Raw genomic sequence first — 13,201 nt, 5'->3', positions numbered from 1 at the left:
AGATGAAAGAAAGCAATAGCCGTCGTGAGTTTTTGAGCCAGAGCGGTAAGATGGTTACCGCCGCCGCGCTGTTTGGTACCTCTGTGCCGCTCGCCCACGCGGCAGTCTCTGGCACCGCAAACTGCGAAGCGAATAACACCATGAAAATCACTGACCCGCACTACTATCTCGACAACGTGTTGCTGGAAACCGGTTTTGATTACGAAAACGGCGTAGCGGTGCAGACCCGCACGGCACGCCAGACCGTGGAGATTCAGGACGGCAAAATTGTTGCCCTGCGCGAGAATAAGCAGCATCCGGACGCCACGCTGCCGCACTATGACGCTGGCGGTAAGTTGATGCTGCCCACCACCCGCGACATGCATATTCATCTCGACAAAACCTTTTACGGCGGGCCGTGGCGCTCGCTCAATCGCCCGGCAGGCACCACCATCCAGGACATGATTAAGCTTGAGCAGAAAATGCTGCCGGAGCTGCAACCTTACACTCAGGAGCGGGCGGAAAAACTGATCGATTTATTGCAGTCGAAAGGCACCACCATTGCCCGCAGCCACTGCAATATCGAACCGGTTTCCGGCCTGAAAAATCTGCAAAACTTGCAGGCGGTGCTGGCGCGACGTCAGGCGGGCTTCGAGTGTGAAATTGTCGCCTTCCCGCAGCACGGTTTGCTGTTGTCGAAATCGGAATCCTTAATGCGCGAAGCGATGCAGGCGGGGGCGCATTACGTCGGCGGGCTGGATCCCACCAGCGTTGATGGCGCGATGGAAAAATCTCTCGACACCATGTTCCAGATTGCGCTGGACTACGACAAAGGCGTCGATATTCACCTGCACGAAACCACGCCGGCAGGCGTGGCGGCCATCAATTATATGGTTGAAACCGTAGAGAAAACGCCGCAACTGAAGGGCAAGCTGACCATCAGTCACGCCTTTGCGCTGGCAACGCTTAACGAGCAACAGGTGGATGGACTGGCAAACCGCATGGCGGCGCAGCAAATTACTATCGCCTCGACGGTGCCGATTGGCACGCTGCATATGCCGCTCAAACAGTTGCACGACAAAGGCGTCAAAGTGATGACCGGCACCGACAGCGTTATCGACCACTGGTCACCTTACGGCCTGGGCGACATGCTGGAAAAAGCCAATCTGTATGCGCAGCTCTATATTCGCCCTAACGAACAGAATTTGTCCCGCTCGCTGTTTTTAGCCACTGGCGATGTCCTGCCGCTGAATGAAAAAGGCGAGCGCGTCTGGCCAAAAGCGCAGGATGACGCCAGCTTTGTGCTGGTGGACGCCTCCTGTTCCGCCGAGGCGGTGGCGCGTATCTCGCCACGTACCGCAACGTTCCATAAAGGGCAACTGGTATGGGGGCGTGTGGCAGGTTGATGTCCGTTTGAAATGTCTTCAACGGTGAGTCGTAAGAGATTTATCGCCCCAGGGAGTGGGGCAACTTGAATATGGGTTTGTTGGCCTTGATTCTTCTGAGCCGGAGACATTGTGTGTGGCACCGCTAACCACACAGTAAACCTTACGAGCCGCCTTAAGCATCCGGCAACGCATAACACTTCACCGGTTTTCCGTCTTTCATTTCCACCAACATGCGGCTGGTCTGCAACGGCTTGTCCAGCATATTTTGCTGGAATTGGTCGAACGCCATGCGGGCTTCCTTAATTGCGACTTTTTGCGGCATTAAGCGGTTATTGCACCATTTTCGCAAAATGACTTTATTGGCGCTGGTGGTATTCGCCTGTTCCGCTACGGCGCCGATGCTATCAATTCGTGACTGTAATTGTTTTTCTACCTTGCTGATAACCGTATCGAACTGCGCATAATGGTGTTCTATAGCCTGCTGACGACGTTCTACCAGCATCGTCTGACCCTCACTATGGCTGACCAGATGTAATGCTTGCCCGCGTACCCTCATCGCTAAATCCCACTCCATCGTCCGTTCTTCAATAATTTTTTGTTGCGCCTGAATTTTACTGGTGATGGTTGCGCTACTGAAAAAACTGCCGTCATTTATAGAGGCTACCTTCTCGCCAGCAAAGGCAATATCCGTCAGCAGATGATCCTGGAGCGTTGAAAAATCCTTTTCGATAGCTTCAAGTATTTGCCGTATTTCTGGCGAAGATTGCCCCTCAATGACGACAGGTGTGATTTGCTGTAAATACTGAATAGCGCCGACAATTTCAGATTTGCGGGCATTGTTCTGGAACGCAGAAATCTCCCGAATAGTTTCAATTATCTGCGTCAGTTTATTGCTGATATCTGCCAGATGTTTTTGTGCCAGTATCGCCGAAGCGACATTCAGTAATATGCTGGCATTGACTAATTGATTCAGTTTGTCAGGGTTCAGCAAAACTGCGTGCGCTTTAATTCCTTTTTCCCCAAGACTGAAGCCACGATATCCCGAGCCATCTTTCACTTTCGCCAGTGCGCCATCAATTATGACTTCCATATAGTGATGACTGGCGACATGGGCGGCGGTGGCGAGCGAAGGAAGCGTCTGTAAGAGTGGGCCTAACCGTGAAATTTCAGTAATGTCATGCCGTATCAGAGTGTCGGGGTGGGTAATTTCATTTAAAGCGATAGACGATACAGTTAAAACGCGCTGCGACTTTTCATTTTCAAACACCCAGCGATTGCCATAGTTTGCGGTTGACATTGCCGTTGATGATACCGATTCGCTCAGACGGTGATGGCGGGAATTTTTTAAGCGAATCCAGGCAATTTGCACTACACAGGGCAAGGTGATTCGGAACGCCGGGTTGGAAATATCATAAGCGGTATATAAACCGGTGAGGGCTAACCCGACAGGACCGGTGAGAACGCCCAACACGCGACCTATCCCCAGACCCGCAATTAGCGGGAGTGCCTTCCCCGTGGCGATCTGCGCCAGACCGCTTGCTACCATTGCCGCACGTTGCAAAAGTGGCAGCTCCATACGTGACAACTTATCCAGGCTAATACTGGTGCTAATTCCCATATCGCGGAGAAGCTGACGGCGATCGTCATCTGACATTTTGTTCCAGGATGACGCAAAAACGGCATCGATAATCAGTGATTCTTTTTCTTTTACCGGTGCATTTTTCGCGACTTTAATTTTCAGATGGCTGGCGACATCGTCAACAATTTCGCTATAGCTAACGCCATTGCGTCGGAACAGATTCATTACGGTGTTACCGCCAAAATGTTGCAGTTCGCGAATCAGCAAACGCAATGTTTCCTCATCAACAGCTTCGCTATTTTTACCATCGCGCAAGGCCTTTTTAACGCGGTCAGACTGGGAAAAATTAAATTTTCCGTCTGGGGTAATGTAATCAATCAGCAGATCGATATCGTTTTTGTCGGCGTTCAGTAGCAGAGCAACCAGCGTTTCATCGCCCTTAATGTCAATCTCACTCATTTAATTGTCTCGTTGAATAGTGACTGGACGTTATTAGAAGCAGCGCGCCCTACGAAAAAGTTTCATACGTAAGTCTGGCGGCGAAAAAAAATAAAATCCCCAATCTTTGTGTCATAAAGCATAAATTCTGTGAATTATTTTCACCAAGCGATTTAAATTTCTTACATATGCGTGTGATCAATGTTTTTGTGAGATATATAACGTTTTATTGATGTAAAAATCGAGACTTTTCCTATAATGAGCGGGCGATTTTTTTCCTTGCTGGTGATGTTCTGCCCTGCAAATTTCTTTTCCTTCACTCAAGGTATTTAGATGTTTTCGCTGACTTCGTTCCTCGACACGTTAACCTCTGTTAATCCAGAAAATGTGCCGATTTATGTCGCTATTGTGGTTGGGGTTTTGTTGTTGGGTTTCATTGTCCGTTACGCTATTCCTTCATTTAGGGTTTCAGCGCGCTTTAAACAAAAAGCGAAAGCAATTCGGCAACTTGGCAATGAAAAACCGGCACAACAACTCGAAAAATTAGACGCGTTATTCTCTGATAAATTTTTTGCGCATCCCTGGAGCGAATTTAAAGAGTCTCTACATCGCCAGTTTGAGTTTGACGAAAACAGCGGGCAAAAAAAAATTAGCGCCATCCGTTCAACGGCTCCGTCGTCAGCATGGTTTACGGAACCGTTATTAGTCGAAATTCCTCTCTATACGGAAGCGTTTAAACATCTCCCTGGCATCCTGACCGGAATTGGGATCATCGGCACCTTTTCGGGGCTGATGATTGGTTTGCACCATTTTGACCCCAGCACGCCAGAGCAGGTCAGCGCCAGCGTCGCTAACCTTTTACGCGACGTTCTGTATGCGTTTTTAGGTTCGGCGTTTGCTATTACGTTTTCCATTCTGGTCACCATGTTTGAAAAATGGCGACTGGCGCAATGTTATAAAAACCTTGAACTTCTTACCGCCAGCATTGACCAGCTTTTTGAGGGCGGCGTCGGTGAAGATTACCTTTCGCAACTTCTTTCCAGTACTAAAGAAAACACCACCCATGCGCGGCAACTTAAGGATGGTCTGGTCACTGACCTGCGCGAAATGCTGCAAAACCTGGTGGATAGCCAGGTGCGGGAAAATCAAAAGCTGGCAGAGACATTATCAACAACATACCGCGAGTCAGGCCAACAGTTTGCTGAACAGGTCAGTGGTGCTATCGAAACCAGTCTGAAAAATCCGCTGGATAAAATTGCTGGTGTGGTGCAAACCGCCTCCGGCGATCAGAGCCATCGTGTGCAGTCGATGCTGGAGAACGTCCTGACCGCCTTTATGAGCAAAATGGATAACACCTTTGGTCAGCAATTCACCACCATGCAGGAGATGATGGGGCGTTCTGTGGAAGCCATTCAGTCTATGCAAAGCGGCTTCTCAACGTTGTTGCAGGATATGCGTCAGGCCGGGGATGACTCACGTCAGGGCAGCGCGCAACTGATCTCTCAACTGTTAAGCGAAATGAAAAGCGGTCAGCAGGAGATGCAGGCAGGGATGAATGAGATGCTGCGCAGCTTGCAGGAATCCGTTGCCCGTATTGGCGCAGAAGGTGAGGGCGCGGGCGAACGGATGGCGCAAAAACTGGAAAAAATCTTTGCCGACAGCGAAGCGCGTGAAAAAGCGATGGCGGAACAGATGCGCGCGTTTATTGAGGCTATCCAGTCCAGTGTTCAGCAAGGGCAAAATGAAACCATGGAGAAAATGGCAGCTTCCGTGGATACGCTTGGCAGCCATATGGCGACGCTCTTTGCACAACTGGAAAATGGTCAGCAGCAACTTAATCAGCAGCAAAACCAGGCGCAAAATCTGCTGATGGGCAATATGAGCAAAGGTATCGAAACGCTGACGCAAAACCTGGCGGGAGTATTCAGCCAACTGGAGTCAGGGCAAAAACAGATGAGCCAGACTCAGGAACAGGGGCAACGCGTGCTGCATGAAGAAACTCAGCAGCTTCTGGCACGTAGCGAAGTGCGTGAGCAGGCGGCGGCTGAGCAACAGCAACAGTTTATGACGTCGTTACAGCAAACCATGCATTCCGGTCAGGATGCCCTGCGAGAGAAAATGACCAGCGGTATCGATCATCTGGGTAGCCAACTTGGCAACCTGTTTGGGCAACTGGAAGAAGGTCAGAAGTCGCTCAGTCAGCAACAGCAATCTGCGCAGAGTGCGTTACAACAGGAAGCGCAGCGAATCATTGGTCAGCTTGAAAGTCAGGTTGAGTCGCTGATGCAGATGCTGCGTGAACAGCAATCTGCTTCAGGCGATCTGCTGCAACGGATGGCGCAAAACACCACGCGCCATCTGGAAGAGATACAAACAGGAGCCGATAAAATGCGCGTGGCTGCCGACCGCTTTGAAGCTGCGGGCGATCGTGTTGCTGAGGCTAATCAGTTGACCGCTGAGGTGCTCAATGGCACGCAACAGGCAGGACGCACGCTTTCCAGTGCCAGCGCGGAGTTGGGTGCATTGATTGCCGATTATCGTAATACCCGTGAAGTCGTGGCGAATGCCATAACGGCACTCGAAACGCTGATTAACCGTAGCCATGATGAACAAACATCGCGCAGCCGTTTTGTTGACGATCTGAAAGCGTATTCGGAACGCCTGCAACAATATAACCGTGAGGCTCAGGAGTTCCTGCATAACATTGCCGAGGTAATGGGAACCAGTTTTGAATCCTTTACGACCGGAGTGGAAAACGGCCTGAATCGTTCACTGCAAGAGATGGATACGCAACTGACGAAAGCGGCGGGAGCCTTAAGTTCTTCGGTTGAGATTATCGGTGAAAGCGTGGATACGCTGGAAACAGTACTCCGTCATCGTCGCGCGTAAGGAACAGGCTGATGTTTAACCGGGTATTTAATGGCAGGCAACGGCGCAGCGATGAAGCGGAAAAACCCTTCTGGATCTCCTATGCAGACCTGATGACAGCCATGATGGTGCTGTTTTTGGTGGTGATGGTGGCGTCACTTAGCTCTGTTACGCAGCGGATCCAGCAGGCGGAGGCGGGGGAGAAATCGCGCGGGCATGATATCGCTCGCCTGTGTGAAAAACTTGAGCTTCAGGCGAAAAATCTCAACAAGACGATTCAGGTTGACTGCCATGACAACCGTATCAGCTTTGGTGAAGCAGGGCGTTTTGAGCACAATCGCTTTGCGCTTAACGCCGAAGGATTACAGGCGCTACAGGATGTGGTGCCGTTAGTGCTGGAGGCGGCAAATAGCGATGAAGGCAAAAAATGGTTTAAGCAAATTGTTATAGAAGGTTTTACGGATACTGACGGTTCTTATCTCTATAACCTGCACCTTTCGTTGCAACGCTCGGAATGGGTGATGTGCAGTTTGCTGGATAGCAGAAGTGCGCTACAGCAAAAAATAACCCCGGAACAACAGGTCCAAATCCGTAAATTATTTCTGGCGGGCGGGGTTTCGTTCAACAATGCGAAAGAGAGCAAAGAAGCCAGCCGTCGCGTAGAACTGCGGATGCAATTCTTTGGCCTGAAAGACAAAAAGCGCGACGAAAGCATGGATGTTGTTCCTGGCATTAGTCAGGAAACCTGTCAGTTGGGAGCCATGCAATGACTTCCGCTATTGAAAAACTGAAAACCCGTTTGCTGCCCTATCGGGAGCAGAACGTGCAGCCGACGGTAAGTCATGCTTTTCACTATCTTCAGCGCGTTATCGCGCAACTTGAGAGGAAGGTAGATGCTCGCGCGGTGCAGATGGTTCCCCCTCTGGAGAAACGCCGACAGGCCATTGCCCGGCTGCGTGCGGGGGATACGCCAAAGCCCTTCGAGTGGAAGATGATTTTTTTTGGCCTTAATGACGTGGCAGAAGGCGATCTGTTTGAAATTGCATTGATTGATGATGCAACAAACTTCGCGAGGATTATCGCTGAAATTGAACAAAAAATTGCGCAGCAGCGGTTAACACGCCGCGAATGGCTGGCGCTATGTACCAGCTACTTTGGTCATTCCAGCGATATGCCGGAAAAGAATCCGCAGTGGCTTCAGCTACGCACGCAGATTGCTCGCGGGTTTCAACAGCTAAAAGAGAGTGCGCCGCGTCAGATGTCCTGGATGTCGGTCATTGACACCTATAGCGATATTTTTACCGATAATGCAGGTTTTCTTCTCGGACAACAGCTTGGGCGTGGAGAAATCACGGATATTTCGGTGCTGGAGAAAGTCGCGCAAATTCCGCAAACCAGCTGGTTATGGCGCAAAATTGTTAACCACCTGGTCAATGAGATTTTTTGCCTGACTGACGATGCTTTTCAGCAGAAAATTCATTCTCTTATCGCCTTGAGCCGCCAGCTTACGCGGTTTAAAGATAATATTCTGGCAGCCACTCTGACCCGTTATTATCAGTCGGCTTTTAAACATCAAACGCATTTCGAACTCAAGCAATTAGCCCTGGAATATTGGGGAAATCCGCAGTTAACCAGCCGTAATAAAAGCTGGCAGGTTCACGTTGAAAATCCGGTATTACTGATGGTGCAAGGATGGTTCGCCAAAGACGACCTGAAACTGTTCTTTGAATTGCTGAAAGGCAATCGGGATGTTGACCATGCGCGCCTGTTCTACTGGCTACGTTTTGCCAACCAAATGAGCTATACGCGCATTGTGCTGGGCGAAGATGCGCTGCGATCCAAAGATGCCGATTATGTTGAATTCAGGGCGAAAAACGCAGGGCGATTAAGCCGTCTGCAAGGTTCTGGTTCACGCGATAACAATGCCATGATTATGCGCATTGGTGATTATCTGTTTGTCGAATTTTCGAAAGTGGGGGCGATGTATGCCTACCATATGGGGAATGCGCCCTTTAATCCGGAAACCGGCATTCTTGATATTGATTATGATCTGAAAGATAAGCGGAATAACCGCCGTAAAGTCCGGTTGCGTTTACCGCATTTGTCGCCGGTATTTCTCTACTCACTCAACCGAATTGAGGGGTGGATGAGCCGATATGACGAAGAACTTCGTAAGCTGGGTATTGATTACGTTGCGGAAGATTTAAATCAGTCCTCTGTCACTTTGGATATCTCTCGCTTCAATGCCTCAAAGACCGTGAGTCGGCCTGAACCTGCATCGTTATCTGAATATGAAGTCAGTGATGCAAAGTCAGACCGGGAAGAGCAAATCAAAATCATCGCCTCCTCGTTAAAAGCCAAAAAAGATCTCCCCGACCGGGAACAACAAATCCGGGAGATTATTCGTTCGGTCGATTGCAAAGTGATGGATAAACGAGGGCTGGGGGGCGCAATCCATATTCAGTTCAATGAACCAGACCATGAAGCGGCGCAAAAATTACTCAGCCTTGGGTTTAAACCTGTGCTGGGTAAATTTACTTACTGGAGCAAATAGTGTTCAAAAAATTGTTGGGTAAATTTATTAAAGAGAATACTTCACTACCTGCTTCATTTGCGTCGCTGTATGTAATGAAAGAAGAAGGTTTTGCTTTCCCCTTTAGTCTTGCCGATAGCGAAGATAACTGGCCTGTCGCCTCATGCCTGGAACAGCTTCATGAGGAAGATTATGTTTCACACTGGTCTGATTGCTGGTTTCTTAGCTGGGATGATTTTTACCGCATCCGGAAAAATGACGACTATGCCAGCAGTCTGGCGATTTTTGCTTTCCCTTCACAGCGCAATCTGACGGCTCATCTTGCTGCAACAGGAAGCATTAGCGATGACACTTTTCGCGTTTTCATTGATAAATGGACCCTACCTGATGACTATCGCCCTGTTGAGATAACTTGCACAGGCGCCAGCTTTTCCTCTGCGGAAGGCACCTTTGTGTTAAGTGAAGAGAACTGGCAACTTCTGGACGCACTACAGCAACTCAGGTTGCAGCAGCGACAGACGCTGGGCGAAACGGTCAACCAAACCCGTTGGGCCAAAATACGGCGGCAGGCCAAAAAAGCAGGGGCAAAACTGGATGACTATCTCGCGAAAACGATCGTCATCAGGCCGGAATCGTTGCAGTTAAAACTGCGAAAATCGCTGGTGGTGGATACTCCGGTGCTGGAAATTGAACCTGTTTTTGATGAGCAGCCTGCCAACTGGTTACAGAGTTTTGACCGCACGCAACAGGTGCAGGATCGCTACCGTGTTTTAGGGGACGATGGTGTCTTAAACCATGTCATTCTTTCTCCTGAAGTCAAAGACGTCCTGACCTCCGTGCACGCTATTACGGGGCGTCGCGTGGCGGGGGACGATGCGCTCTCATTTGTTCGCAACCCCTACACCTGGATTGGTGAAGAGGCGAGCCTGGTGCTTGATCCTGACGTTTATGAGCAGAATTTGCAGGACGCCGGGATCTACTTTTATGATTTCCGTCTGGAGCCGCAGATTGATGAAAACAGGCAAATTGCGGCGGTAACGCTTCTTCTCAGCCCCAGAACTGAGCAATCTGTGGCGGATGAAACCTATATCTTTAAACGTCCAGGTGAACTGGCGGCGTTGCTCTCTGAACTGGAGCAAAAGTTAGCGGCACAACTGCCCGCTGGAGTCTGGCAGGGTTACGATCTGGAGCTTTCCAGATTCAGCCAGGAAGAACTGCAAGGTTATCAGGCGTTGCTTGAAAACTGGCAGCACCAGGCGGCGGGAATGAATTTTACCCACGTCCTCGATCTGAACAAATACAGCGACCGGGTTATCGGGATCGGTGAATTTGAAAAAATAAGTTCGCCTTATCTGGTCAAAAGTGAAAGTGAAAAATGGCTTCCGGAGAACCTTGCGCAAGAGATGTGCGAGGCTATGTTCTCTGGCTGGGATCTCGATAATCATCAACATTTTCAGGAACTGGAAGAGCGGCTGGAAGAGGCAAAAGCCACGGATGCGCCGGAAGTCGCCATGCCCTGGAACGACAACCTTTTGCCCCGTGAAGAAGCAGAAATTTTCCACGATAAATGGAAAAAGAAAATCGACGGTGAAACAAATGATGGCGTCAGTAGTGAGCCGGTCAGTCGTGCCGTTCTGCTGATAGAACAAAATATCGAGCAGGCGCTGTATGTTAAACAACGGCGGGATTCCTTGCTCGGCGCACATCAGGCAGAAGTCGAACTGCCGATGATCCTCAAAACGTCCATTCAGCTACGTGAACACCAGCGCAAAGGGGTAGCGTGGCTCCAGCAGTTGTATCTAAAGTCGCCAATAGAGACGGCGGGATGTTTACTCGCAGACGATATGGGGCTGGGTAAAACCTTACAGATTCTAACTTTTCTCATCTGGCATCGTGAACGTTTCCCGGATTCGCCTCCTTCGCTGATTGTTGCTCCGGTGTCGTTACTCGATAACTGGGAGCGTGAGGTTGGGAATTTCTTCCTGCGCGAGCAGGTGTCGATTTTAAAACTCTACGGTAATGAACTTAAGGCTAAGAAATGCGCGAAAGAGAGTATTCCACATGCGCTTAAAAGTAAGGGGATTAAGAACTTACTGCAAAGTGACTGGGTGGGTGACGCGCATATTGTTCTTACCACCTATGAGACGTTGCGCGATCAGGAATTTTCGCTGGCTCGTCAGCCCTGGTCCATAATGGTGTGCGACGAAGCGCAGAAAATTAAAAATCCGGCGGCATTAATTACCCAATCGGCAAAAGCCATTCAGGCACAATTTAAAGTCGCATGTACCGGAACACCGGTCGAAAATACCCTTGTCGATCTGTGGTGTTTATTTGACTTCGTGCAGCCAGGTTTGTTGGGGGCTTTAAATAATTTTGGTAAAGATTATCTGCGCCCCATTGAGCAACAGAATGATAATGCTGTCCTCGAATCGCTACGTAAATTAATAGAACCGCAGACGCTGCGCCGCACCAAAGAAGAAGTGGCGAAAGACCTGCCGGATAAGATTGAAGATCAACGCTGTAAACAGTTGAATATGCTGCCATTGCAACGGGATCTCTATACCCACTCGGTTGCAAGCTGGCAAAATCAACAGGAGATCAGCGAAGGGCTGGATCAACGAGGCTCAGGTATGCTGGGGTTACTGCATCGCCTGAAACTTATTTGCGCATGGCCTTATTCCGTCAGTGCAGATTTGCGCTTACGGAACGATGCCCCGAAAGTAAAATGGCTGCTGGAGACATTAAATACGATTCGCCAGTCATCTGATGACAAAGTGATTATTTTTACGGAACTGCGCGATATTCAACGAGAACTGCAACATCTGATTGCGCAGCATTTTGGCTTTAAGCCTTTTATTATTAATGGTGATACCAGCACCAAATCTGGCAGCGATCAAAATCGTCAGAGCCTGATCGATACATTTCAATCAACGCCCGGTTTTAACGTCATTATTCTATCCACCATCGCGGTTGGGTTTGGCGTCAATGTCCAGAAAGCAAATCATGTCATCCACTTTACCCGTTGCTGGAATCCGGCGAAGGAAGATCAGGCGACCGATCGGGCCTACCGTATCGGGCAGCAGAAAGATGTTTACGTCTATTATCCGACGGTGCGTGATAGCCAGTTAATGACTTTTGAAGAAACGTTGGATGAATTACTGAACCGACGCCGGGCATTGGCGAGAGATATGCTCAAAGGGGCAACCGATCTGAGCGCCGCAGATTTTGAAGCGGTGCTGGCGGGCACTCCCCTGGCGTAGGGAATACCATGGGCGAGTAAATCGACAGGGATTCGCTATTGCTTTATTAATGAACAACGAAGATATTTTGTGAATGTATGAGTTGACATTCATATGAAAAAAATCATAATTCCGTCATGTTCGCGTAGGGCAGTTTCTGTATCTTATGCATCGCACCAGGGCCTGACAGGAAATATGCTGTAAGGTTCGTATCAAAAAACCGCCATTAGCTCATCAGGAAGAGCAGACGACAACCAGGATTGTTGTATGGTACGGGGTTCGAGGCCTCGATGGCGGTCCAACTTTTCAATCGTATTAATTACCAATCATCAGCTCATTGCCGCGTCACCCCTTCATAAATCAGCCGTAGCGCAAATAGACCAATAACCATACCAATAATCCGACTGGCGACCTGCTGCATACGTCCATATGCGCGACGCACGGCGGGTAAAGAAAACGCCTGACTAAGAAATATACGCCAGATAACAGACGCGAGCACAATCCCTGCCCAGGCCATTAAACGCGCCCAGGTCGGCGTTTCTGCACTTAACGTCACTGAGAAGATACTGATAAAAAATAAAACTGTTTGTGGATTCGAGAGATCGGTAATTAATCCACGGCGGAAAAATACATACCAGGGGGCGCTAAGGGGCTGCTGTAACGCGCTCATCTGTGGTGTTGATTGTCGGCGCATACTGTTCCAGGCAAACCATAAGAGATAAGCACCGCCGACGATTTTAATGAGTGAGAAAATCTCTTCACACTGAGTAATGAGCGTTGCCATCCCAAATAATCCCAGCCCGGAATAGATGGCGTCGCCCAACGCCACACCAAGCCCGGTGAGTACGCCCGCGCGACGACCAGAAGCCAGACTGGTTTGAACCACGACAAAGAGATTTGCGCCTGGATTAAAAAACGTGATGACGAACAGTCCGACGGTCAGGTAAACGGCGTGCAAAGGATCCATAGTCATTTCACCCATGAATAAGCTGAATTAACTTCATCATATTTATAGTAAAAATGACTGAATGCGAGCGCGATCACAAAGACCGTGGATCTAAAAAGAGTGCCGCCCGTATCGTGACGGGCGGCAAAGTGGCATTAAAAGAGATATTTCATGCCCAGCATTCCCTGGGTATCGCTGTAACCGTTGTCCCCCAACTGCTGGGCGACGTTG

Annotated in this window: 8 protein-coding genes; 5 read left to right on the top strand and 3 right to left on the bottom strand. The window is 49.4% G+C overall.

Annotation, left to right across the window (positions count from 1 at the left end; translation table 11 throughout):
- Positions 1–2: 2 nt before the first annotated feature.
- Entirely contained in the window at positions 3–1,385 is a 1,383-nt protein-coding gene (locus A7Z29_RS17095) for an amidohydrolase family protein (RefSeq protein ID WP_105290517.1), read from the top strand.
- 154 nt (positions 1,386–1,539) lie between these two features.
- Here the strand turns inward: A7Z29_RS17095 and A7Z29_RS17090 are convergent, their stop codons facing one another.
- The gene (locus tag A7Z29_RS17090; RefSeq protein WP_105290516.1) at positions 1,540–3,405 is read right to left on the bottom strand and encodes a YaaW family protein; all 1,866 of its coding nucleotides are present in this window, start codon (positions 3,403–3,405) and stop codon (positions 1,540–1,542) included.
- Positions 3,406–3,717: 312 nt separating this feature from the next.
- Between A7Z29_RS17090 and zorA1 the strand changes: the two genes are divergently transcribed.
- The 4 genes from zorA1 to zorD are packed head-to-tail and all read left to right on the top strand — an operon-like array spanning position 3,718 to position 12,045.
- A complete protein-coding gene (zorA1, locus tag A7Z29_RS17085) occupies positions 3,718–6,273 on the top strand; it encodes a type I Zorya anti-phage system protein ZorA1 (protein ID WP_105290515.1) in 2,556 nt (851 codons plus the stop codon).
- An 11-nt stretch (positions 6,274–6,284) separates the two neighbouring features.
- Positions 6,285–7,022, top strand: coding sequence for a type I Zorya anti-phage system protein ZorB1 (gene zorB1, locus A7Z29_RS17080; protein WP_000483327.1), 738 nt, complete (start codon positions 6,285–6,287; stop codon positions 7,020–7,022).
- Entirely contained in the window at positions 7,019–8,806 is a 1,788-nt protein-coding gene (gene zorC / locus A7Z29_RS17075) for a type I Zorya anti-phage system protein ZorC (protein WP_105290514.1), read from the top strand. Before zorB1 ends, zorC begins: the two co-directional genes overlap by 4 nt.
- Complete coding sequence (gene zorD, locus A7Z29_RS17070; RefSeq protein WP_105290513.1) at positions 8,806–12,045, top strand: type I Zorya anti-phage system protein ZorD; 3,240 nt, start codon at positions 8,806–8,808, stop codon at positions 12,043–12,045. Before zorC ends, zorD begins: the two co-directional genes overlap by 1 nt.
- A 313-nt stretch (positions 12,046–12,358) precedes the next feature.
- Here the strand turns inward: zorD and A7Z29_RS17065 are convergent, their stop codons facing one another.
- Complete coding sequence (locus A7Z29_RS17065; protein WP_000371333.1) at positions 12,359–12,991, bottom strand: LysE family transporter; 633 nt, start codon at positions 12,989–12,991, stop codon at positions 12,359–12,361.
- Between the two features lie 134 nt (positions 12,992–13,125).
- On the bottom strand, positions 13,126–13,201 hold a 76-nt coding region (locus A7Z29_RS24090), incomplete at its 5' end, for a hypothetical protein (protein ID WP_459251563.1).

Source organism: Escherichia sp. MOD1-EC6842, assembly GCF_002965705.1.
Classification (GTDB): Bacteria; Pseudomonadota; Gammaproteobacteria; order Enterobacterales; family Enterobacteriaceae; genus Escherichia; species Escherichia ruysiae.
This window is presented reverse-complemented; position numbering and strand designations above follow the sequence as displayed.